The sequence below is a fragment of the Streptomyces sp. NBC_00414 genome (assembly GCF_036038375.1).
In the GTDB taxonomy this organism is placed as follows: Bacteria; Actinomycetota; Actinomycetes; order Streptomycetales; family Streptomycetaceae; genus Streptomyces.
Map to the genome: position 1 here is coordinate 6,643,802 of NZ_CP107935.1, position 23,031 is coordinate 6,666,832.

A 23,031-nucleotide genomic window follows, 5' to 3' on the forward strand; every position below is an offset into this window, starting at 1 on the left:
TCCGGCCGGGCATCGTCGTCCGGTGGCCGCGGGCGGTTGTCGTCGGGCGGCTTCGAGTGGCCGCGGGAGCCGTCATCGGGCGTCCCCCGCTCTCAGTTCCCTGACCGAGCCCCGCCGTCCGGTCCACCACGCCTGGCCCGCGGCGATTCCAGTGGCGAGCAGGAGCACGGCCAGCGCGGGCAGCAGCAGGGACGCCGGATCGGTGTGCAGCACGGCGGTGCCGGGGGGAGGGGTGCCACCGGGGGTGGCGAGGGCGACGGCGGTCAGGTCGACGCCGGGAGCCAGGAGGCGGACGGCCGCCCAGCCCGTCAGGGCCCCGCCGACCGCGGCGAGCAGGGCCTGCGGCAGCGCCTCCAGTACGAGCAGCCGACGGCCCTGGCCCCGGGTGAGGCCCATGGTGCGCAACCGGGCCAGCAGGGCCGCGCGTTCGGGTGCCGCGCGGATCAGGGAGAGCAGCAGCGCGAGGACGGCGTATCCGGAGCCCGCGGCCACCGCCACCGCGTAGACGCGCTCGGCGCCGGACTGCAGGGGGGAGTCGACGTACCGGGCGCGTTCCTCGGCCCGCAGGCGTACGTCGGCGGCGGTGCCCGCGACCTTGCGCAGGGCACCCGCGTCCATCCGGTCGCCGGTCAGCAGGAGCGCCGTCGGCCGCGCGGGAGCGGCGCCGAGACCGGCGCGGTCCACGACGAGGAACTCGGTTCCCGACACGGCCGGGGTCAGCTCGCGTACGACGGTGACGCGGACGCTGATGGTGCTGCCGTCCCCCAGACGCACCGGGAAGGGCTGCGTGCCGAAACGCTCGGCGACGGTGGGGGAGGCGAGGGCGGGCAGCGGGGAGCCTGCGGATGTCTCTGCGGCCGTGGAACCTCCCGTCCCGGGGGAGGCCGAGGAGCCGTTCCCGGCGCCCGTCGGGGAGGCCGAGGTGCCATTCGCTGAGGCCTTCGCGTCAGCCGGGGCCTTCAACTCGCCCGCGGCGAAGGCTCCCAGGCGCGTGCGCTGCGCCAACTCGGCGTACTCACCCGGCTCCACACCGGCCAGGGGCACCGTCTCCAGGCTGCTCCCGGCCTTCGCCTCGTAGCCGATGCTCAGGGGAGTGACCTCGTGTACGCCGGACATCGAGCGGATCTGTTCGGGGAGGGAGGCGGGCAGTGGCCCCATGACCTCGATGCGCGCGTCGGCTCCGAGGCTCAGCAGGGCCGCCCGGTCCCGCGCGTCCGCGACGCCCGCGAGGACCGACCCTCCGAACGCGGCCGTGGTGAGCGCCGTCAGCAGGGCGAGCAGGGGCATCACCGTGGAGACGGAGGTGCGGCCGGCGCGGGCCAGCGAGAGGTGGCCGACCGCCCCGCGCAGCCGGCCGGCGGGGCGGGCCAGCCAGCGCAGCGGCAGCGGATAGAGCCGGACCAGCAGTAGTGCGGCGATCACACCGATCAACACCGGTGCCAGTGCCACGAGTTGATCGCCGGAGCCGGAGGTGTCCAGGTCCGCCGTGTCGCCGGAGCCGGCCGCTCCGCTGGAACCGCCCGACGTCCCGCGGCTGCGCAGCGCGAACACCGCCGCCGACGCCAGTACCAGCAGGGTGAGTTCGGCGACGGTGCGGCGCCGTGAGGGGCGTACGGAAGCGAGGTCCTCGCGGTCGCCGTGGACGCGTACGGCACGGTGGGTGACCCAGGCGCGTACGGGAAGCATGGCGCAGGCGAGGAGCGCGACCGCGGCGGCGGTCCAGACGGCGTACGACAGACGGCCGTACGGGACGGCGAGCAGGGCGCCCGCGAGGCCGAGCGCCGCCGCCGGTATCGCGACCACCGCCGCCTCGGCGGACAGCCGGGCCGTGAGACCGCGCAGGGAGACCCCTCGGGCGCGCAGCAGGGCGAGTTCGCCGCGGCGGCGGTCGGCGGCGAGGCCACCGGCCATGAGCAGGACGACGGCCGCGACCGAGGCGCTGCCGACGGCGGCGACGGCGACCAGGGGGCTGATGCCGGAACGCAGTTCGGCGTACGAGGCGAGGACGTCGTCGAGGTCGGTGCTCGCGTCGGCCGCCGGGTCGGTGAACGCGCGTACCTTCGACAGGCCGGGCCCGGACTCCAGTGTGGCGATCGCGGTGGCCAGGCGGGGCAGGTCGTTCGCGGTCAGGGCGGAGAGGGCCGGGGCCAGCTGCCAGTAGCGCGCGGGGGCGCCGGGGGTGCCGAGGATCGCCGGTGCCGCCTCCGGGGCCAGCAGGAGCGCGCCGAGCCAGTACGTGCTCGGCTCGGCGCCCTGGGTGGGCAGGCGCACGAGGGACGGGGTGCGCAGGATGGGCTGCGCGGCCCAGTAGGCGCCCTCCCGCTCGCGCGGGGCGACGATGCCGGTGACGCGCACGGCGAGCGGGGCGCGTTCGACGGCGGGGACGTGGATGACCGAACCCACCTCGATGTGCAGGCGGTCGGCGGTCTCCTCGGTGACCGCGGCCTCCAGCTCCGGGGTCGTGGCGCTCACCTCGCCGTCGGCGCGCGGGAGACGGCCCGCGCTCAGCCGGGCGTGTTCGGCGAGGCCGTTCTGCGCGACGAGGGTCATCTGCGTGGGCAGCCCGGTCGGCCTCGGCAGCCACTTCTCCGCCGCTTCGAGGGGTTTCGTGGTGCGGACGCCGTACGCGGACTGCCGGGGGTCGGCGACCAGCGGGCGCTCGGCCACGTCCAGGATGCGGGTGTACCGGTCGCGCAGGGCGGCCGGACGCAGGGCCGACTCGCGTTCCCCCTGCGTGGCGCCGAGGGCGGGCGGCGGGGCCGACACCATCACGGAGGTCCTGGGCGCCGTGGCGTCGGCGACCGCCCGGCGCAGGCCCGCGTCCTCGTAACGGTCGACGGCGCGCGGGAAGGACGCGGCCAGGCAGACGGTCGCCGTCACCAGCAGGGCGAGCGCGACGGCGGCGTCGGGTGCGGCGCGCAGCCTGGTACGGATCCAGGGCGCGACGGGCCGTTCGGCGTCCCGGCGCGCGAAGATCCGACGGCGTCCCATCTCGTTCTTCCGGCGCGCGAAGATCCGACGGCGGTCCCCCTCGTTCTCCCGACGCGTGAAGGTCCAGCGGCGGCCCACCTCACTCACCCCCCTGCTCGTGCAGCACACGCAACGACCGGAGCGACGAGGCGGCGTCGCCCCGCCGCAGCACCAGCACACCGGTGACGACCAGCGGCGCGACCACCAGGCCCGCCAGCAGCAACGCGACGCGGGCGAACGGCAGTTGCACCAGTACCTCCGGGACCGGCCGGGTGGCCCGGGACGTCAGCACGATCAACGGAATCACCGCCCGGGTCAGTACCGCTCCCAACGCCACCCCCACCACCAGGGCCAGCGCCACCAGCACCCCCTGCTCGGCGGCGACCAGCCGGGCCAGCTGACGGCGTGGCGCCCCCAGCGCGCGGAGCAGGGCGAACTCGGCGCCACGCTCCCGCAACGAGCCCGCCGTACTCACCGCGAAGCCGACCGCGGCCAGCGCGGCGGCGACCACGGAGGCCGCGGCGAACGCCGCCTCAGGACCCGCCCCGAACGGATCGTCCCGCAGCCGCTCCGCGATCTCGTCACGCACGACGACCTGCGTCGGCTCGACATCGGGCTGTTCACGCAGCTGTGCCGCCACGTGCGCCGCGGCACCCGGCGCGGTCCGCAGCCACCATTCGGTGGGCGCGACGCTCTCCCCGTACCGCTCCTCCAGCACCCGGTTCACGGAGCGCAGATCGACCAGCAGCGCCCCGCCGGAACTCCGCGCGCCGTCCGACGTCCCGGAGCCCTCCGTGGTCGGCAGCGCGCGTGCGCTCGCCACGATCCGTACGGGTACGGCCGAGCCGCCGAAGGGGACGTCGAGCCGTTCTCCCTCGCGCGCGCCCGCGGCCTTCAGGAAGTCGTCGGTCGCCACGGCCTCGACCTCGGGCGCGGCCGACCGCTCCGGCCGCACCCGGATCGTCAACGACGAGGTCTCCCAGGGGGTCTCACGGGGGATGTATCCGGTTCCGTAGGTCACGGTCAGCGGGCTCTCCGACGTCACGTCCGGGTCCGTCGGGGTGTTGCCCGCCTTGGGGTCCGCCGTGGTCTGGTTGTTCTCCGACGTCACCTGCCAGGAGGCGGGCGCCGTCAGCCGCTGTTCCGTCCCCCCGGCTCCCGTGGCCGCCAACTCCTCGACGGACAACCGGTGTTCCTCGGCACGTCCGGTCGGCTGGGACATGTCCAGCTGCATCCCGGTCAGCGAGAGCGGTTCGGCGGGCCGGTCGGACGGGGACCGGTCGGCCTGGGCCGGCTCCAGGGTGAGGCGGTGCGCCCTGCCGTCGGCGGGGAGTTCACCGGCGGACATGCGGTACGGGGTGCCGTAGCGGTCCTCCAGCGTCACGGTCACGTCCGCCGACATCTTGGAGCGGTACGCCGCCGGGTTCGAGCCCGAACCGGCTGGCCCTGAGCCCGAGTCCGAGTTCGAACCCGGGGACTGTGCGGTCGCCCGGATCCGCAGCTCCAGGTCCAGCCGCGTGCTGCCCTTCGGCAGGGTCACGCCCGCCGGTCCCGACCGTTCCGGGCCGATCCCCGCCAGCAGCCGCGCGACAGGCTTGTCCGCCAGGTCCCCGCGCAGCAGCATCGCGGAGGTGTTCCGCGTGTCCAGCGCCAGCACCGCCGCCGTCCGGTTGCCGGACAGCGGCAGCGACGTACGCATGGCGGGTGCCGCCCCGCGTACGCCGTCGAGGCCCGCGTACAGCCCGGCCCGGGTCAAGCCGTCCTCGCCGCCCGCGAGGACCCGTACGGAGGTGCCGGCCAGGAAGCCCGCCTGGTCGTCCTGCGAGCGGTTCCACGACGCGCCCTGGCCGATCGCGAGCATGCCCATGGCGACCGCGAGGACGAGCAGCAGGACGGGTCCGGCGCCGCGCATCGGGCGACGGCTGAACTGCCAGCCCGCGAGCGCCGTGGGCAGTCCCCGGCCGCCGGCCGCGTGCCGCTCGGCGAGACGCGCCACGGGTGGCAGCAGGCGCAGGGTGAGCACGGTCCCGGCCAGCAGGGCCAGCGCGGGGGCGGAGACCAGGAGGGGGTCGATGCCGAGCGTGTCCGTGGACGTCCCCGCCGACCGGCCGGTGCCGGTGGAGGCGACGGCGCCGGACGTCTGCCGGCTCAACTGCCAGTACGCGACCGCCGCGACGACCAGCAGGCCGACGTCCGCACCCGCCCGTACCGGCGCCGGGAGCGCGCGGGCACGGCCGCCTCCCGTACCGTCCGACCGTGCCGTCAGCACGGGTACGGTCACCGCCAGCGCGCACCCGAGGGCGACCGCGGCGGCGGTCAGCCACACCCCGCCGGCCACCGCCGAGGTGTCCAGGCGCAGCCCGATCCGCGACAGCGCCCCCTGTCCGGCCAGCAGCCGTGTCAGCGGCCCGGTGAGCAGCGGCGCGCAGACCGCGGCGGGCAGGGCGAGGAGCGAGGCCTCCAGCGCGGCGAGCCCGGCCACCCGCCCGCGTGAGGCGCCGCGCGCCCGCAACAGCCGTGTCTCGTCGGCTCGTTCGACGCTCAGCAGCCGGGCCACGAGCAGCAGGGCGTAGCCGGCGAGCAGTGCGAGCTGGAGCGCGACGATCAGCAGCGTCGAACGGGAGACCAGCAACGACCGCTCGACCCGGTCCAGTTCCTCCGGCAACGATGTCGTGATCGCCGTGGTGCCGTGCAGCGAGGGCGACTTGAGCAGCGAACGGGGCCCGGCGCCCGCCGCGTCCCGCAGGTCCCCGATCCGTGCGGTCGTCAGTGCCGAGAAGTCCGCGGACGCCAGCCAGCCGGTCGAGCCGGAGCTGACCAGCCGTCCGTCTCCGGTGGCCGCGAGCACCGCGGGGTCCGCCAGCAGCGGCCCGTACGTCGTGAAGTCGAGCCTGCTGACCCCGCGTCCGTGCAGGTCGTCCAACTGCCAGTAGGGCGAGGTGACGCGCACGGGCCGGTACAGACCGGTCACCAGAACCCGAACCTTCGGGCCGTCGAACCGGTCGACGAGGGTCAGCCGCGCCCCCGGTTCGAGCCCCAGCCGGCGTGCGGCGGTCTCGGGAAGGGCCACCTCGATCCCGTCGCCGCCGGCGAGCTCGCCCGGGGCGCGGGGCGGGCGTCCCTCGACGGTCCGCACCTGGGTGGGATCCAGCGCCGCGAAGTGGGTGAGATCCGGGTCCTCCGAGCGGGCCGCGGGCTCCTGCAGGGACCTCGGCAGCGCGTACGGCCCCGACCGGGTCAGCGTCCGCACGGTCACGGGCAGTCCGTCGAAGGTGCGCCGGGCCCCGTCCCGTACGGCCTTGTCGGCGGTTTCGCGTTCCTCCGCGGGGACATCGGCCTTGACGACCAGCGTGGTGGCCGCCGCGCTCTGCGAGGCGGTGCCGGAGCCGCCGCTCTTCCCGGAGCCCGTGCCGCTCCGGGTGCCCGCCGAGGTGTCGAGGAGCGAGTGGCGCAGAGCCGCGTCGCCGATCGCTCCCGAGTACGCGGTCAGGGTCGCCAGGACGGCCGTGGTGAGCAGGACCGTGAGCAGCGCGGCGGTCAGCAGCAAACGATGCGCTCGCACACGCAGTAGGACGAACCCCGTCACCCGGCCCCCCGCCGTATCACCGGACACCCCGGATCTCCGATGATGCTGTCAGAGGGGAGGGGGCGCGGGTAAGCGCTTGAGGACCGGGTTTGACCGGATCGTGATCGGAATCCGGCGACGCGCGACCGGAATGCGCGCGTCAGCGGGTGCCGATCAACTTTTGGTGGACGGTGCTGTTCGGTCTTCGAGGGGCCTTCGAGGGGCGTTGCAGTTCAGCCTTCGGTGTTCACCATCGAAGCGGCCGCATACGTCAGGTAGTTCCAGAGCGTGTGCTCGTGCTCCTCGGAGAGGCCGAGCTCGTCGACGGCGACCCGCATGTGCTTCAGCCAGGCGTCGTGGGCCGCCCGGTCGACCGCGAAGGGGGCGTGACGCATCCGCAGCCGGGGATGACCGCGGTTCTCGCTGTACGTGGTCGGACCGCCCCAGTACTGGATCAGGAACAGCGTGAAGCGCTCCTCGGCCGGGCCCAGGTCCTCCTCGGGATACATGGGCCGCAGCAGCGGGTCCTCGGCGACACCCTCGTAGAACCGGTGCACCAGGCGCCGGAAGGTCTCCTCGCCGCCGACCTGCTCGTAGAAGGTCTGCTCCTGAAGCGTGCCGCGCCGAATCTCTTTCACACCGTCCATGGTCTCAGACGCCCCGACCGAGGACTCAAGGCTTAGGACCACCCGAATCGGATGGACCGGTTCCGGATGGAAGGCGCCGGTTGCGGATGGAAGGCGCCGGTTGCGGATCGAAGGGCCGGTTCCGGATCGTGCGGTCCCGCCGCTCGCCTCCCGGCCCGTCCCGCAGCACAGTGGAGGTATGAGCGCGTACGCCATCGACCATGGGCTCGACGACCTCGCCGCCACGGCGCGGGCGGCGCTGGTGCGCGAGATCGACGAGAGCGGTGCCTGGGACGCCGACCCGGTCTGGCGGGCGGCCTTCGACAACGTCCCGCGCCACCTCTTCGTGCCGTACTACTACGTGGGCACCCGCGGCGGCTACGAGCGCAGATGGGGCGAGGATCCCAGCCCGCGCCGACGCGAGGAGTGGCTGCGCGGGGCGTACGCGGACACCCCGCTGGCCACCCGCCTGCGCGACGGCGAACTGCTGTCGTCCAGCAGCCAGCCGTCCCTGATGGCCAAGATGCTGGCCGAGCTGGAGGTGCGGGACGGGGACGCGGTCCTGGAGATCGGCGCGGGCACCGGCTACAACGCGGCGCTGCTCTCGTACCGGCTGGGCGAGGACCTGGTCACCACGGTCGACCTGGACCCGGAGATCACCGAGTCCGCTCGGCGGCACCTGGCCGCCGCGGGCCACCGGCCGGTCGTCGTCACCGGCGACGGAGCGCGCGGCTGCCCCGAGCGGGCCCCCTTCGACCGTGTCGTCGCCACCTGCGCGCTGAACTCGGTCCCGCGTTCCTGGCTCGCCCAGTGCCGCCCCGGCGCCCGGATCCTCGCCCCGTTCGCCACCGGCCTCATCGCCCTGCGGGTGCGGGACGCCGGGCACGCCGAAGGCCGCTTCCTGCACACGTCCGCCTACTTCGTGCCCCTGCGCGGCGGGAGCAGGACCGAGCGCGAGGACCCGGACGTGCCCCTGGCGGGCCTGCCGCACCGGGCCAGGAGCCACGAGCTGTTCCGGTTCCTGCTGACCCTGACGGCGGACGGCCTCACCGCGGACGAGGCGCACACGCTGTGGGGGCCCGACGGGTGGCCGCCGCGCGAGCGGTACGGGATCACGGTCGCCGGTGACCGCGCGTGGGCGTGGCTGGACGCCCCCGAGGGGCCGTACACCTGGCCGCTGCCCGGTTCCTAACCCCGCCGGATCGTGATCGTCGTCCAGGCGCCCACGTGCACCCGGTCGCCGTCCTGGAGCGGCACGGGGACGAAGGGCTGGATGGGCTCCTCGGCGCCGTTGACCGTGGTGCCGTTGGTGGAGTTCTGGTCGACGACCGCCCAGCTGCTGTCCGGCTGCTGGACGAGGACCGCGTGCTGGTGCGAGACGCCCGGGTCCTCCGGCGGCACCGACAGGTCGATGTCCGGGGTGTCGCCCGTGGAGTGGCGGCGACGGCCGATCGTGATCTGGTTGCCACTGAGCGGACGCTGCTGTTCCGGCGAGTACGCGGGCAGGTTCAGCCCCGCGGCCTCCGGCCCTGAGCGCTGCATCATCGCCATGAAGTACTCACGGTCGGGCCCGATGGTGATGCTCCACGACAACGACTGCTGCGGCTGTTGCGGCTGCTGGTACCCGGCGGGCGCCTGCGTCGAGCCGGACTGCGGATAGCCGTAGCCGCCGCCGGGCGGGCCGCCGGGTGCGGGCGGGCCGCCGGGGGTGCCGGGCGCCGGCGGTGAGATCACCCAGTCGTCCGCGCCGCCGCCGAAGGACGGGCCGCCCGGCGCCTGAGGTCGGCCGGTCTCCTGCGGGTAGCCGGTCTCCTGCGGATACGCGGGCGGAGCGGGCGGGCCGGACTGCTGGAACCCCTGCGGGGCACCGGGGTCGCCCTGGCCGCCGCCGGGGCCGTTCGGGCCACCGGGACGGTTGGGACCGCCGGGTCCGTTGGGGCCACCGGGGCCACTGGGGCCGCCGTAACCACCCTGGTTACCTTGACCACCGGGTCCACCGGGTCCACCAGGTCCGCCGGGCGGGGGTCCGCCCGGGCCGCCGTACCCGCCGGGGTCTCCGGGGGCGCCGTACCCGCCAGGGGCTCCGGGGCTGGTGCCGCCGGGGCCGGGCGGTGGCGGTACCGGTCGAGAAGGGTCACCCGGGAAGCCCGAGGGGTCCTCGCCGTAGGGCGGGATCGGTTCCGCGGGCCGGTTCATCTGCGAGGGCCGGGAGCCCTGGTAGTCGAAGCCGCCGTGCGTGGGGCCGGACTGTCCGGGAGGCGGCGGCTGCTGGAAGCGGAGCGCCGGGTTCGGCCCACCGGGACCGGGACCGCCGGGACCGGGACCGCCGGGACCGGGGCCCGGAGGGCGCGGGGCGGCCGGGGTGTACGAGGTCGCGGTGTTCGTCAGGAAGTTCCACCGGCACTCCTCGCAGAACGGCGCCCCGCCCTCGCGCGGGGTACGGCACTGCGGGCACAGCTCCGCCTCGGGCGCCGGATCGGGCACCGCGGAGAGATGAGGACGGCCGCCCTGGCCGGGGGGCGGGGGCGAACCGGGCGGCGGGTAGCCGTAACCGGCCGCCGGGGGCGGCGGCGGAGGGGGCGGGGGCACGGCACCGGCCATGCGGTGACCGCAGACCTCGCACCAGTCGTCGGAACCCGACTGGTGTCCGTTCGGGCAGGTCGGCATGTCGGCGCTTCCCCCTCTCCTGAGCGGCCCACCGGGGACCGTGAGTTGTGCAAAACCGCGTGCGTGATGCTCGCGTACCGCTACGTAGTGTGCGCGTACTGCTCTACTTCTTTACACGAACAGTCTTTGTGGACCGTGTTTCGAGAGTCATCTCGTCGGCCTCCGCGACCTTCGCCTTCAATCGCACAGTACCTGCCGCGGCATCGACCACGTCCACCACCTTCGCAAGCAGTTTCGCCGTATCCGCGTTTCCGGACGCGCTCGCGAGCTGAACCGCCCGGCCGAGTTTGGCCGTTGCCCCGTCGGCATCTCCCGCTTTACGCGCATCCAGCCCCTGTTGGATGACTTGCGCCAGTTCCGCCTGACCTGTGTAGTGCGCGACCTGCGGATTGATCGACGTGGACGCCGTCATGTCATCGGTCCACACGGCCCGTACGAGCCCCTGCGCGCCCAGGGTCTGGGCGGTGCCGTCGCCCTGCGGGATCACCAGGGAGACGCGGGCGGCGAGCATCTCCTGCCCGAGGCCGGCCTCGGGCACCTCGACGCACACGTGGTAGTCGCGGGACTCGTCCCCCCAGGAACCGGTGGGGTAGTCGCCGGCGCGCGGGCCCGCCTCGGTGCGGCGGTCGGTCAGCTGCTCGACCGTCGGCGCGACCTGCTTGACGAACTTGATGGAGGTGCCGAGCGGGGTCCACAGCCGCAGCGCGACGTCCGCGACCTCCTTGCCCATGGCCGTCTCCATCATCTGCGTGAAGTCGGCGGACAGGCCCGCCGGATCGGCCACGATGTCCGCGGTGCCGAGCAGCGCGGACGCGATGCCGGTGACCTCCTTGACCTCCCAGTCCGTGCCGACGCCCCGCGCGTCGGCGGTGAAGCGGCCGGCGCAGGCGTCCAGGGCGGCCTTCAGGTCCTCGGGCGACTCGTGTTCGTTGCGGCCGTCGGTGAGCACGATGCCGTGCCGGATGGCGACGTCCGCCGAGGACAGCAGCCGGTCGGCCAGCTTGAGCCAGGTGCCGATCGCGGTGCCGCCGCCCGCGCTGAGCTTGCGCAGCGACTGTTTCGCCTGCTCACGGGTCTGCGCGTCGGCGACGGCCAGCTCGCCGCCGCCCGGGTAGACCTCCTTGGCCACATGCGTCCCGCCGATCACCGCGAAGTGCACGCCGTCACGCACCGCGTCGATCGCGGCGGCCGTCGCGTCCCTGGCACCGCGCATCTTGGTCGGCGGGTAGTCCATGGACCCGGAACAGTCGACCATGATCGCCACGGCCGCGTCCGGGCTCTGCCCCGGCGTGTACAGGTGGGGTGCCGCGACGGCACTCCCGACCGTGCCGCCGCCCGTGGAGGTGACCGTCACGATCGCGTTGACCTCGCGGCCGCCCTCCGGCAGGTACTCGTTCTGGTAGACCTCCACCGAGAACTGCGGCACGTTCGACTTCGAGAAATTGGCCATGCCTTCTCTGCTCCCCCTCAGGACTCCCACAGGTCGTGGGTGATATCGGTAGGCGGACCGGTCCCCTCCGGTCCTGGCCGCGCGAAGCCGCTACGGTCTCTCTGGTCCCTACGGTCCCAGCCGTCCCTACCGTTTCGTACCTCTTGGGCCTCTTAGGCCGATCCTGCCCCCTGTTGGGGCGCCGGGAACGGAAGGACGGCCACTGTTACGTTGTCGTGGCCCCCGCCGTCCAGGGCGTGGCCCACCAGGACCTGGGCGCTGTGCAGCGGCCGGTCCGCGGCGTCGGCCGGGACGACCTCGGCCATTTCCTCCGCGCCCTCCGCGTAGTTCCACAGCCCGTCGGTGCACACCACGACCACACCGGGCCGGTCCGGCTTGAAGGAAGCGGTGTGCGGCTCCAGTTCGTACGAGTCCGCTCCGAGCCAGCCCGTGATGGCGTGGGCGCGCTCGTCCGCGTAAGCCTCCGCCTCGCTCATCAGACCCGCGGCGACCATCTGGGCCGCCCACGAGTCGTCCTCGGTGAGCCGGGCCGGCGGTGACGACCGGTCCACGGGCACCCAGTAGACGCGGCTGTCGCCGACCCAGCCGACGACCAGCAGGCTGGGGGTGACGACGGCGCCGACGAGGGTGCAGGCCGGTGCGTTCACGTGCGGCTGGTGCTCGTGGGCCGAGGGGGCGGGGTCCGCCAGGGAGTTGACCGCCTCCGAGGCCGCGATGATCGCGTCGTGCATGGCCTGCTGCGGGTGCGTGCCCAGGGGCAGGGCCGCCAGGAGCGACTCGCCCGCCGCGCGGGAGGCCGCCAGGGAGGCCTCGTCGGGGCGGGTCGCCGAGGAGACGCCGTCGCAGACGATCGCGACGACCGCGGGGGAGCCGTCGGGCAGCGCGGTCGAGGACACCGTGAACGCGTCCTCGTTGCGGTGGTGGCGCAGCCCGCGGTCGCTGACCGCGGCGACCGCGTCCAGCTCCTGCTCCATGTGGTCGCGCTCGCGCGGCTGGGCGTGCCCGCAGTTCTCGCAGTAGCCGTCCCGGTCGACCTGGCCCGCGCGGCAGGCCACACAGACCTTCAGGCCCGCGGAGGGTGTCGCGAGGTCGGCCGTCCGCGGATCGGCGAGCGGTGCGTCGACCGTGGGTACCTCGACCGTCGGCAGGTCGTCCGTGGGCACCTCGGGAGGCAGCGGAGCGGCGAGCGGGTACTCGTCCGGTTCCGACGCCGCGTGGGCCGACGCCCCGTGGGTCGAGGATCCGTGCGCCGATGCCCCGTGAGCCGTCGCCGCCTGGGCCGGGGCGTGCGCCGCGACATGAGCCGGTGGCTGCGCGTGCGGCTGGGCCTGCGGCTGTGCGTGCGGTTGCGCATGGGGCGGTGCGGACGGCTGAGGGGGCCGGTCGAACCGTACGCCGGGGCTGTCGGAGCCGCCCGACTCCCGGCCCTCGATGTCCGTCGGCAGGACCACGGCCGCCGGTGCGCCCGAGCTGTCCTGCTCGGGCGCGACGGGCCAGTCCACGGCGGCCGAAGGAGGCCGTGGACCCGAGCCGTTCATGGTGATCGTGGGGTTGTCGTCCGGCGGCGCTGGTACGGCCGACAGGTCGTACCCGCACGCACCGCAGAATCGGTCTCCCGACTCCAGCGGTTCCTCACAGCTGGGGCAGGCGGCCAGTTGGGGCATCTGCGACATGAATTACACCCACGTCCGGGGGCGGTAGCGGTTGGCGCGCTCCACCAGATCGATCCTCTCCTCGCCACCTGTGGCGAGCCTGGCCAGTGTCCGGTACGAACGCTCCAGACCGAAACGCAGACCACGCTCGTCCAGGTCACTGCCGAGCAGTACGGTCCGCGTACCGGTGGCCGGTGGGGCGGAACCCTGGATACCGGAGAGTACCCAGTCCAGGGCGCAGCCAAGGACCTCTGTGGACAACTGCTCGCGGCGCACCGCGTCCAGGCCGTACTCGTCCAGTGCCTCGACCTGGGCCGCGGCCGAGGTCAGGTCGTCCAGGAACGGCGCCCCGGAAACCCCTGGACCGGCCGGCCCCCGCCGAGCCACATCCGTACCCGGTGCTCCTGGGACTCCCGGTACCCCCGGTGCTCCCGGTGCGCGCGGGACGGCCTCGGCCAGGCGCTGCCTCAGCCGCGCCCGGACCGCGGCGACCCGCGCCGCCGTGTAGTGGATCGAGGACTCCGGCACCGACTCCAACGTCCGTACGGCGTGCGCTCGCTCGCCCGCCGCGAGCTGGACGCGGGCCAGGCCGAACGCGGCGCTCACATAGCTCGGGTCGGTGATCCACACCAGCCGGTAGTACTCGGCGGCGTTGTCCAGCTGCCCCAGGACCTCCGCGCACAGGCCGAGGGCCAGCTTGGGCGCGGGCTCACCCGGGAACGCGTCGTAGATCGCGTCGAAGGACACCGCCGCCATCTCGTGGTCGCCGGCCGCCAGCGCCGCCAAGCCCCGGTACCAGACGACCCGCCAGTCGTCGGGATGGTCCGTCTCCAGGGATTCGAGCGCCCTGGTCGCGTGGTCCAGCTCGCCCATCTCCAGGCGGGCCCGCAGCTCGCGCAGCCGCAGCTCCGGGGAGCCGGCGGGCGCCGAGCGCAGTGCGCTGATCAGCTCCGCGGGCGCGGACGCCATGAGCCCCGCCAGGAACCCGGCGTTCGGATCGCCGGGGTCGACATGGGGGACCGGGAGCGCGAGCGAGGCGGCCGAGGTGTCCAGCGGTTTGACGAGGGAGGCCTGAGCGGGCGCCAGGACCGGTGAGCCGTTCGTCCCCGCCGTCGGCCACGGCGCACCGTTCGCCCCGGCCACCGGCTCCGGTGAACCGTTCGCCCCGGGCCACGGAGCACCGTTCGCCGCGGCCCGCGCGGCCGGCGCGCCCTTCTTCCTCACCCGCTTCTCCCGTACGGGCACGACCCGCACGCCCAGCCGGGACACGTCCCCGCTCAGCTTGCCGAACAACTCCGTGTCCGTGACCTTCAGTTCGGGCCCGAACAGGGTGGACAGCGCGGGCCGCGGATGCCCCGTCTGTACGGAGACGACCTCGCGCAGCACACCCGTGAGCTGCTCGGCCATCTCCTGCGCGGAGGCGAACCGGCGGGCCGGGTCGGGATCGGTGGCCCGCACGAGCAGCCGGTAGAACGACTCGTAGGTGCGGAAGACCTCGATGTTGTCGGGGTCCGGCAGGGAGTCCACGAACACGTTCGTGTAGCCCTGGAAGTCGAAGGTCAGGACCGCCAGGGTGCGGGCGACCGTGTACAGGTCGGAGGCGACCGAGGGGCCCACGTCGGCGACCTCCGGGGCCTGGTAGCCGACCGTGCCGTAGATGGCCGACTCGTCGTCGTCCATCCTGCGCACCGCGCCCATGTCGATCAGTTTGAGCTGGTCCTCGGTCTGTATCGCGTTGTCGACCTTGAAGTCGCAGTACAGGAGGTTGCGGCTGTGCAGATGGCCGAGCGCCTCCAGGGCCTCGATGCCGTACGCGCAGGCCTGCTCCACCGGCAGCGGGTCACGCTTCCCGGCCGCGGTGCGGCGGTCGTTGGCGATCTCCTTGAGGGATTTGCCGCCGACGTACTCCATGACGATGTAGCCGTCGAGGGAGCCGGTGCGCTGGTCGAGGTGCTCCACGAAGTTGTAGATCCGCACGATGTTCGAGTGCTCGATCTCGGCGAGGAAGCGGCGCTCGGAGATCGCGGCGGCCATGGCGTCCTGGTCGCCCGTGTCGAGCAGGCCCTTGAGGACCACCCAGCGGTCGGACACCGCCCGGTCGACGGCGAGATAGACCCAGCCGAGCCCGCCGTGCGCGAGGCAGCCCATGACCTCGTACTGGCCGTGCACGATGTCGCCGGTCCGCAGCTTCGGCACGAACGAGTACGGGTGGCCGCACTTGGTGCAGAAACCCTCCGTGCGTCCGGAGCTCCCGCCGCGCGAACGCCCCACCGGCGCACCGCAGTCGGAGCGCGAGCAGAATCGCTTCCGCTCCGGAACCTCGGGGTTCTCCTGCACCATCGCGCGCGGATCGGGCCGCGGCACGTCCGGGACCTGTACGAGACCGACGCCGAGCCGGCCGCGGCCGGAGGACCCGGCCGCCGAACCGGAGCTGCGCACCGACACCGAACGGCCCGTCGACCGCCCCGAGACGGCGCGCGAGAGGCGGCCCGACACCGAACGCCGGGACTGGGCGGAGCGCGACGAGGAGCGGGAGGACGCACGGGAGCCGGAGCGCGAACTCCCGCTGCCGGAGCCGCGCGAACTCCTGCCGCCCGCCGTGATCCCGGTCGGCGGGGAACCCACCATTCCGCTGGATGACACGACCGGCGCCAGACCGCAGGTGTCGCAGTACAGCTCGCCGCCGCCCATGTCCTCGTACGACCCCGTGCAACCGGGGCGCTGGCACTGTTTCTGCCCACTCCGCTGACTCTGCCGACCTTCGTCCGGCTGACTCATGACTCCCCCCTCCGGTCCTGTGGTCCGTCGTTGCCGGGGACCCTCGGTACGAGCACCTCGGCGGCCGCCTGCTGATAGCGCAGCACCGCCTGTTCCGCCACCCGCAGGTCGCAGGGCGCGCTCCACAGCATGCGGCGCGCCGCGTCGTACCGCTCCACGAGCAGCGGGTCCTCGGCGAAGCCGAGCCGTGCGACCTTCGCCTTGTACGCGTCGAGACGGCCGCGCAGCTCCGCGCGGACCGCCAGCGGCGCGGTCACCGCGGACAACGACTCGCGCGCCCGCAGCAGTTCGTCCTCGGCCTTCTCCTCCAGTGCCTCCAGCAGGGGCGAGAGGCGGTGCCACTGCGCGTGCCTGCGGTACTCGGAGGCCGTCGCCAGCTGCTCCTGCAGCGCGGTGGGCGGGCCGCTCACGGCGGGCACCTCGGAGGCGGCGATCTTCGCCAGCACCTCGCCGCGCGCGCTCCGCGCCTCGGCCAGCGTGCGGTCCGCGCGGCTCAGCACGTCCCGCAGCCGCACCAGCCGGGCCTCCGCGTCCTGCCGCACGGTGAGCACGGCGTCGATCTCCCGGCGCACCTCGTCCAGCGCGCGCGCCTCGCGGTCGTAGCGCGTCGTGTCGGGACGGCCGCCGCCCGGCGCCGAACTCCCCTGCGCGGGCGCCCAGAAGGCCAGCGGATCGGACACCACCTGCTCGCGCAACGATGTCAGCGTGCGGGTGATGCGCTCCAGGTCGTCGCCCGAGGGGTGCTCACCGGGCCGTACGCCCACGGAGTGCGCCAGCTTGCGGGTGCGCTGCAACTCCGCCGCCAGTAGATCTATCCGCGCGGGCAGCGCCGACCACACGGCGTCGGCCGTGACGACCATGTCCAGCGACGTCGCGTACAACTCGTTCATCCGCTCGACGAGTTCGGCGAGGGTGAAGCGCTCGCTCAGTCTGCCGGTGCCCGCCATCGTGGGCGCCGCGGCGTTGGCGGTGGCGCTGCCGGCCACCGTGACGCTCTCGCCGCGCAGCAGTTCCGTCAGCTCCACGAGGTCGTCGCGGTTCGACCAGCGCCTGCGGGAGCGGATCTCGCGGGCGGAGCGCAACGCGTCGGCGTACGCGTCGAAGTAGGACCAGAGCAGGGTGATCGAGGCCTCGACGGTCTCCCAGCGCTCCCTGGTCGTGCCCGTGAGCTCGGCACCTTCGAGGAGTCTGCGGCCCGCGTGGTCCTGCAGGGCGAGGAGCGAGGTCTCGATGGCCTCGTGCTCCGCGCCGAGGCGCGCCAGCGCACGGTCCACCTCGTCCCGGTCCAGTACCGGCCCGGATGGTCCCGCGACGCCCATCGATCACCCCTCGTTTCCTGTTGCCTGCGCTGCTTGCCCCGTCGTCCCGGTACGGGACCACGTGCGGAACCGTGTGTGCGGAACTACGCGTGTGCCGTGGTCATTTGTACTGGACCGGCGGCGGCCCGGACGACTCGCCGAGGCTCTCGGCGAGCCACGTGTCGTACGACTGCTGCCAGCCGTCCTTGCGGTAGTCCACCAGGATCTGGTTGACCCGGCGCACCAGGTCGTCGGCGTCCTTCTTCATCGCCACGCCGTAGAACTCGTCCGTGAACGGCTCGCCCTTGAGCCCGACCGTCGGATCCTGCGCGGCCTGGCTCGCGGCGAGCGCCCCGTCGGTCACCACGGCGTCGGCCTCGCCGAGCTGCAGCCGCACCAGGCAGTCGAGCTGGTTCGGCACGGTGCGCTTCTCGAAGTCGGCGGACGCGACGAGGGTGCCGTCCTTCTTGGCCGCGTCCAGCGCGTCCCAGGCGGTCGAGCCCTTCGCCGTGCAGATCCGCTTGTCCGCCAGGGACTTGTCGAGCCCGGTGATGTCCGACTTCTTCGGGGCGAGCACCTGCTGGCCGGTCTCGAAGTACGGCGAGGAGAAGGCGACGTCCTTCAATCGCTCGCAGTTGATCGTCATGGTGCGCACCACCATGTCGACCTTCTCGTCCTGGATCGCCGGGATGCGCTGGTCGGTGGGGATGGCCCGGAAGCGGACGTTGTTGGGCTTCTCTCCGATGATCTTGTCGGCGATCTCGTGCACGAGATCGATGTCGAAGCCTTCCAGCTCGGCCTTGTCCGATTCGCTGTTCGGGTCGCGGTAGCCGAAGCGGTAGCTGTTCTGGTCGACGCCGACCAGCAGGAAGCCGCGCTTCTTGATCTTCTGGACCGTCGCGCCGTTCTGGTCGCCGGAGGACGGGGACAGGCTCTGCTTCTCGGGGTCGACGCACTTCGGGGCCCTGGTCTGGTAACCGTTGGCCATGCCCTGCCCGTCGAGGCCCGTGGCCTTGTCCTCGCGTGACTGGGTCACCGGCAGCAGCAGCGCGAAGACCGCCGCCAGGGCACAGACGACCGCCATCGCACCCACTCCGCCCCAGCCCCTCAGGCTGGCTCGCAGACGTCGCGCGTTCATCGTCATGCCCCCTCTCACCGGTACTCCGACAGCCTGCGCCCGATGCCGAGGACCGCGCCGGCCGCGGCCAGCACCGCCAGCACCGCGGCGCCCGCCACGAGGCCGTTCATCGCGCCCCGCCCGTCACCGGCCGCCCGCTCGAACTCGGCGCGCTCGTGCTTGAGCGCGATGTCCAGGTTCTTGTCCACGCTCTCGAAGCACTCGCCCGTCGGCTTGTCCGCCTTCGAGCCGATGACCCTGGCGAGCGCGCCCTGGTAGTTGCCCAGCTCGTCCTGCTCGCGGGCTTCCCCGTGCCGCTGCTTCCAGACCTTCATGTTGCCCGTCGCGGCCTCGACCGGCTTCACGCCCGTGGTGTCGTCGGCGAGGTCCGCGGCGGCGGCCAGTTTCGTGGTGAGTTCCTTCATCTGCTGGTCGAAGTCGTAGTCGTACGTGTCCACGATCTCCGTCCCGGCTTCGGTGACCACTTTCTTGGTCTCCGCGCCGCGCGAGACCAGCGTCAGATTCTCGTTGCTGCGGGCCTTGAGCGAGGCGAGCCGGGCGTCGTTGAGCGTGTTCAGCGAGCGCACACCGTGGTCGTACGAGTCGTTCAGCCCGGCGCGGGCGACGGTGTGGCCGACCACCAGCCAGAGCAGGACGACCGTCGTGGCGGCCGTGGCGGCCACCAGCCCGTGGTTCAGAACGCGGTTCGTCCGGCGGTAGTTGCGCCGCTGGGCCCACACGAGGCCTCCGATGGCCACCACACCCGCGCCGATCGCGATCCACGGATAGGGCGTCGCGTCGTCGTAGTCGGAGCGCAGCCGCCGGTTCTCCACCGTGTAGAGACTCTCGGCGTCGTCGAGCATGATCTGCATCTTCGAGTTCGCGTACCGCAGGTAGGCGCCGCCGAGGGGGTAGCCCTGCCGGTTGTTGGCGCGGGCCCGCTCGACCAGGCCCTTGTACTCGGGAAGCATCTTGTTGAGCTTGGTGATGGTCTTCTCCGAGGCGGAGCCCGGCTCGGAGTTGGCCGCGGCGGTCACCAGCTTGTCGGCGGCCACCCTGATGTCCTTCTCGTACAGCTCGCGGGAGGCTTCCGTCTCCTGGCCGCCCGCGAGGAAGCCGCTGGAGGCCGCCGTGTTGGCGTCGGCGAGGGAACGGTAGATGTCCGCCGCGTCCGCGCTCAGCGGCTGGCTGCTGTGCAGTACGTCGTCGGCGGCGGCCGAACGTTCCGTCATCTCCCAGGCGGTGACCGCGCCGAACGCGACGACCAGGACGGCGATGACGGCGCCGATGACGCGCAGCCGCCCGGGCTCGGTGGTCGCCCCGGCCCGCAGCCGGTCGACGCCCTCCGCCCACGCGGTGCGCCGCGGCGGCCCGGGCACCCCCGGCCGCCCCTGCGGCCCCGGTGGCGGAGCCTGCGGCGGGATCGCAGGAGACGTGCCCGCCCGCGCTGCCGGTGGCGCCGCGGTGCTCTGCTGCTGGTATGTCACCTGACCTCCCCCATGGTCGTCGCCGGTCACCTCCGCCCGGCGCCGGTCAGCACGGGAAGAGACGCACGGCCGCAAGTATCGCCGCCGGGACCGACATCCGAACAGGCCTTGACGCGATCTTGGTCGGATTGCGGCACAGCGAAGATCTCGCACCACCCCTGCTCATGAATACGCCAACCCGAACTGTTCGGTTCCCGGCGCGCTCAGACCCTGTCGTAAAACTCTCTTACGCGGGCGTGCGCCCGGGCCGGGGCGCCCTGGTGGTCCAGCCCGAGGAGCGCCGATCCGAGGACCGGCCGGGCGGTGACGACGCGGGGTACGGCCTTGGGGGCCCGCTCGGCCAGCAGCTCCCTCACCCGGTCGTCGAGTTGGGGGTGGCGGGCGGCCAGGACGCCTCCGCCGAGGAGGACCGGCGCCTCCTCGTCCAGCAGGTCGAGCCGGGTCAGGGCGACGACCGCCATGCTCACGATCTCGTCCGCCAGCCGGTCGACGAGGGCGCGGGCGACCGGGTCGCCGCCGGCGGCCGTGGCGAACAGGACCGGCGTCAGCTCGTGGCGCCGCACGTCCTCCACATGCCCCAGGTGCAGGGCCTCGATCAGCGCGTACATCGTGGGGAGGCCGAAGTGCGCGGGCAGGGCGCGGGCCAGCTCGGTCGCGGCGCCCCGGCCGTCCTCGGCGCGCGCCGCGTGCCACAGCGCCTCCTCGGACAGACCCCAGCCGCCGCCCCAGTCACCGGAGATCCGGCCCAGGGCGGGGAAGCGGGCGACCCGGCCGTCGGGGCGCATGCCCACGCAGTTGATGCCCGCTCCGCACACCACGGCGACGCCCCGCGGCTCCTCGACGCCCGCCCGCAGTATCGCGAAGGTGTCGTTGCGGACCTCCACGGTCGTCCCCCACGCGCGCGCGTGCAGCGCGGCGGCCAACTGCTCCTCCTCCACGGGCAGATCGGCGTTGGCGAGGCACGCGGAGACATGGCCGACGGCGGTGACGCCCGCCGCGGCGAACGCCCGCCCGACGGCGTCGGCGAGCGTGTCCACCGCCTGCCGGACCCCGACGACGGGCGGCCGGAACCCGCCGCCGCGCGCCGTGGCGAGCACACTCCCGTCGCCCGCCACGACCGCGACGTCGGTCTTGCTGTTCCCGGCGTCCACGGCGAGGACGGTGTGTTCGGCCTCCATGCGGGCGCCGGGGTCGGTGTGTTCGGGCCCCGTGTGGGCGGTGGGGCCGGACGCGGTCATGCCCACGCGAGGTGCTCCCGGTTGTGCGCGATCAGCCGGTCGGTGAGTCCGTCGGCCAGCTCGTACTGGCCGACCAGGGGATGCGCGAGCAACGCCCGGAACACCCGCTCGCGGCCCCCGCGCAGGGCGGCCTCCAGAGCCAGGTCCTCGTACGCGGTGACGTTCGCCATCAGCCCCGCGAACAGCGGGTCCACCGGCGCCACCGGCAGCGGGACGGCCCCGGAGTGCCCGACCGCCGCCTGCACCTCGATCACGGCGTCGTCGGGCAGGAACGGCAGCGTCCCCCGGTTGTGGGTGTTCACCACCTGGTACGGGCTCCCGCCGCCGCCCAGCAGGGACGCGGCGAGGTCTACGGCGGCCTCCGAGTAGTAGGCCCCGCCCCGCTTCGCCAGCAGCGCCGGCTTCTCGTCGAGCGCCGGGTCGCCGTACATCTTCAGCAACTCCCGCTCCATCTCCGCCACTTCCGCGGCCCGCGACGGCTTCGTACCCAGCTCCCGTACGACCTCGTCGTGCGCGTAGAAGTAGCGCAGGTAGTAGGACGGGACGACACCCAGGCGGTCGAGGACGGCGGTCGGCAGACGCAGGTCACCGGCGATGGCGTCACCGTGCTCGGCGAGCAGCTTCGGCAGGACGTTCTCGCCGTCGGGGCCGCCCAGTCGCACATGGGTCTCCCAGGTGAGGTGGTTGAGGCCCACATGGTCCAGATGCACATCGGTGGGGGCGACCCCGAGGAGCCCGGCGAACTTGCGCTGGAAGCCGATCGCCACGTTGCACAGCCCGACCGCCCTGTGACCGGCCTGGAGGAGGGCGCGGGTCACGATGCCGACGGGGTTGGTGAAGTCGATTATCCAGGCGTCCGGGTTGGCACGCCGGACGCGCTCGGCGATGTCGAGCACCACCGGGACCGTACGCAGCGCCTTGGCGAGGCCGCCCGCGCCGGTGGTCTCCTGACCGACGCAGCCGCACTCCAGCGGCCAGGTCTCGTCCTCGTTGCGGGCGGCCTGGCCGCCCACGCGGAGCTGGAGCAGCACGGCGTCGGCGCCGTCCACGCCCGCGTCGAGGTCGCCGGTCGTGGTGATGCGGCCGGGGTGCCCCTGTTTGGCGAAGATGCGCCGGGCCAGACCGCCGACCAGCTCCAGCCGGTCCGGCGCCGGGTCGACGAGGACCAGCTCCTCCACGGGCAGCGTGTCCCGCAGCCGCGCGAATCCGTCGATGAGTTCAGGGGTGTAGGTCGAACCCCCGCCCACTACTGCGAGTTTCATGTCAGCCCTTCACTCCGGTGAGCGTGACGCCCTCGACGAACGCCTTCTGAGCGAAGAAGAACACGAGGATCACGGGGGCCATGACCAGGACGGTCGCGGCCATCGTCAGATTCCAGTCGGTGTGGTGCGCGCCCTTGAAGGACTCCAGGCCGTAGCTCAGGGTCCAGGCGCCGGGGTTCTCGGACGCGTAGATCTGCGGCCCGAAGTAGTCGTTCCAGGCGTAGAAGAACTGGAAGAGTGCGACGGCCGCGATGCCCGGCTTGGCCATCGGCAGCACGACCTTCAGCAGTGTCTTCAGGTCGCCGCAGCCGTCGACCTTCGCGGCGTCGATGTACTCGTTCGGGATCGTCATCAGGAACTGCCGCAGCAGGAAGATGGAGAACGCGTCGCCGAACGCCATCGGGATGATCAGCGGCCACAGCGTGCCCGACAGATCCAGCTGCTTCGCCCAGAACAAGTACATCGGGATGATGATGACCTGCGGCGGCAGCATCATCATCGAGATGACCAGCATCATCGACAGGTTCCGGCCACGGAAGCGGAACTTGGCGAGCGCGTACGCCACCGGGATCGAGGACGCGACCGTCAGCGCGGTGCCCACGCCCGCGTACAGGAGGGTGTTCTTCCACCAGGTGAGGAAGCCGGGGGTGTCGAAGACCTTCGCGTAGTTGCCCCACTCCCAGGTGTCCGGGACGAGGTCCCTGGTGAGGGTCTGGTTGTCGCTCATCAGGGAGGTGAGCACGACGAACACGAAGGGCAGGACGACGAACAGCGCGGCGGCGACGCCGAGCGCGTGCACGGCGATCCACTCCAGGAGCGCCTTGCGGCGGGCGGTGCGCTCGGCGGGGGTGACGGGCTCCTTCGGTGTGCCCGGCTTCACGGGCTCGTCCAGGGGGCGCGTCTCGGTCGTCTGCGTCATGG

The 23,031-nt window shown here is 73.2% G+C and carries 14 protein-coding genes; 1 reads left to right on the forward strand and 13 read right to left on the reverse strand.

What is annotated here, in order from left to right; translation table 11 throughout:
• Positions 1-72: 72 nt before the first annotated feature.
• From OHS59_RS28935 to OHS59_RS28945, 3 genes are all read right to left on the reverse strand, one after another.
• Complete coding sequence (locus OHS59_RS28935; protein WP_328499407.1) at positions 73-2,991, reverse strand: FtsX-like permease family protein; 2,919 nt, start codon at positions 2,989-2,991, stop codon at positions 73-75.
• A 79-nt stretch (positions 2,992-3,070) separates the two neighbouring features.
• Complete coding sequence (locus tag OHS59_RS28940; RefSeq protein WP_328496276.1) at positions 3,071-6,532, reverse strand: ABC transporter permease; 3,462 nt, start codon at positions 6,530-6,532, stop codon at positions 3,071-3,073.
• A gap of 236 nt (positions 6,533-6,768) precedes the next feature.
• Positions 6,769-7,182, reverse strand: a complete 414-nt coding sequence (locus OHS59_RS28945) for a globin (protein ID WP_189779239.1) — start codon at positions 7,180-7,182, stop codon at positions 6,769-6,771.
• A 178-nt stretch (positions 7,183-7,360) separates the two neighbouring features.
• Here OHS59_RS28945 and OHS59_RS28950 point away from each other — a divergent pair, with 178 nt between their 5' ends.
• Complete coding sequence (locus tag OHS59_RS28950; RefSeq protein ID WP_328496277.1) at positions 7,361-8,353, forward strand: methyltransferase domain-containing protein; 993 nt, start codon at positions 7,361-7,363, stop codon at positions 8,351-8,353.
• Here OHS59_RS28950 and OHS59_RS28955 read toward each other — a convergent pair.
• The 10 genes from OHS59_RS28955 to OHS59_RS29000 all read right to left on the reverse strand — a co-directional run bounded on the left by OHS59_RS28955 (position 8,350) and on the right by OHS59_RS29000 (position 23,029).
• Entirely contained in the window at positions 8,350-9,828 is a 1,479-nt protein-coding gene (locus tag OHS59_RS28955; RefSeq protein ID WP_328496278.1) for an FHA domain-containing protein, read from the reverse strand. The two genes, OHS59_RS28950 and OHS59_RS28955, sit on opposite strands and share 4 nt — an antisense overlap.
• Before the next feature lie 103 nt (positions 9,829-9,931).
• Positions 9,932-11,278, reverse strand: a complete 1,347-nt coding sequence (locus OHS59_RS28960; RefSeq protein ID WP_328496279.1) for a vWA domain-containing protein — start codon at positions 11,276-11,278, stop codon at positions 9,932-9,934.
• Positions 11,279-11,430: 152 nt separating this feature from the next.
• Positions 11,431-12,951, reverse strand: coding sequence for a PP2C family serine/threonine-protein phosphatase (locus OHS59_RS28965; RefSeq protein ID WP_328496280.1), 1,521 nt, complete (start codon positions 12,949-12,951; stop codon positions 11,431-11,433).
• A 3-nt stretch (positions 12,952-12,954) separates the two neighbouring features.
• The gene (locus OHS59_RS28970) at positions 12,955-15,708 is read right to left on the reverse strand and encodes a serine/threonine-protein kinase (protein ID WP_328496281.1); all 2,754 of its coding nucleotides are present in this window, start codon (positions 15,706-15,708) and stop codon (positions 12,955-12,957) included.
• Positions 15,705-17,027 carry a hypothetical protein gene (locus tag OHS59_RS28975; protein ID WP_328496282.1) on the reverse strand — a complete coding sequence of 441 codons (1,323 nt, stop codon included), beginning with the start codon at positions 17,025-17,027 and terminating at the stop codon, positions 15,705-15,707. Before OHS59_RS28975 ends, OHS59_RS28970 begins: the two co-directional genes overlap by 4 nt.
• Before the next feature lie 100 nt (positions 17,028-17,127).
• The gene (locus tag OHS59_RS28980) at positions 17,128-18,144 is read right to left on the reverse strand and encodes a glutamate ABC transporter substrate-binding protein (protein WP_328496283.1); all 1,017 of its coding nucleotides are present in this window, start codon (positions 18,142-18,144) and stop codon (positions 17,128-17,130) included.
• A 14-nt stretch (positions 18,145-18,158) separates the two neighbouring features.
• Positions 18,159-19,610, reverse strand: coding sequence for a hypothetical protein (locus OHS59_RS28985; RefSeq protein ID WP_443061520.1), 1,452 nt, complete (start codon positions 19,608-19,610; stop codon positions 18,159-18,161).
• A gap of 203 nt (positions 19,611-19,813) precedes the next feature.
• The gene (locus OHS59_RS28990; RefSeq protein ID WP_328499409.1) at positions 19,814-20,788 is read right to left on the reverse strand and encodes an N-acetylglucosamine kinase; all 975 of its coding nucleotides are present in this window, start codon (positions 20,786-20,788) and stop codon (positions 19,814-19,816) included.
• A 56-nt stretch (positions 20,789-20,844) separates the two neighbouring features.
• On the reverse strand, positions 20,845-22,110 hold the full coding sequence (locus OHS59_RS28995) for a 6-phospho-beta-glucosidase (RefSeq protein WP_328496284.1): 1,266 nt from the start codon (positions 22,108-22,110) through the stop codon (positions 20,845-20,847).
• Between the two features lies 1 nt (position 22,111).
• Positions 22,112-23,029, reverse strand: a complete 918-nt coding sequence (locus OHS59_RS29000; protein WP_328496285.1) for a carbohydrate ABC transporter permease — start codon at positions 23,027-23,029, stop codon at positions 22,112-22,114.
• Positions 23,030-23,031: the final 2 nt, after the last annotated feature.

Excerpts from the sequence above, each read along its gene's own strand:
- OHS59_RS28935 (WP_328499407.1), bottom strand. The coding sequence starts at position 2,991 with ATGGGACGCCGTCGGATCTTCGCGCGCCGGGACGCCGAACGGCCCGTC.
- OHS59_RS28945 (WP_189779239.1), bottom strand. The coding sequence starts at position 7,182 with ATGGACGGTGTGAAAGAGATTCGGCGCGGCACGCTTCAGGAGCAGACC.
- OHS59_RS28950 (WP_328496277.1), top strand. The coding sequence starts at position 7,361 with ATGAGCGCGTACGCCATCGACCATGGGCTCGACGACCTCGCCGCCACG.
- OHS59_RS28955 (WP_328496278.1), bottom strand. The coding sequence starts at position 9,828 with ATGCCGACCTGCCCGAACGGACACCAGTCGGGTTCCGACGACTGGTGC.
- OHS59_RS28960 (WP_328496279.1), bottom strand. The coding sequence starts at position 11,278 with ATGGCCAATTTCTCGAAGTCGAACGTGCCGCAGTTCTCGGTGGAGGTC.
- OHS59_RS28965 (WP_328496280.1), bottom strand. The coding sequence starts at position 12,951 with ATGTCGCAGATGCCCCAACTGGCCGCCTGCCCCAGCTGTGAGGAACCG.
- OHS59_RS28970 (WP_328496281.1), bottom strand. The coding sequence starts at position 15,708 with ATGAGTCAGCCGGACGAAGGTCGGCAGAGTCAGCGGAGTGGGCAGAAA.
- OHS59_RS28975 (WP_328496282.1), bottom strand. The coding sequence starts at position 17,027 with ATGGGCGTCGCGGGACCATCCGGGCCGGTACTGGACCGGGACGAGGTG.
- OHS59_RS28980 (WP_328496283.1), bottom strand. The coding sequence starts at position 18,144 with ATGAACGCGCGACGTCTGCGAGCCAGCCTGAGGGGCTGGGGCGGAGTG.
- OHS59_RS28990 (WP_328499409.1), bottom strand. The coding sequence starts at position 20,788 with ATGGAGGCCGAACACACCGTCCTCGCCGTGGACGCCGGGAACAGCAAG.
- OHS59_RS28995 (WP_328496284.1), bottom strand. The coding sequence starts at position 22,110 with ATGAAACTCGCAGTAGTGGGCGGGGGTTCGACCTACACCCCTGAACTC.
- OHS59_RS29000 (WP_328496285.1), bottom strand. The coding sequence starts at position 23,029 with ATGACGCAGACGACCGAGACGCGCCCCCTGGACGAGCCCGTGAAGCCG.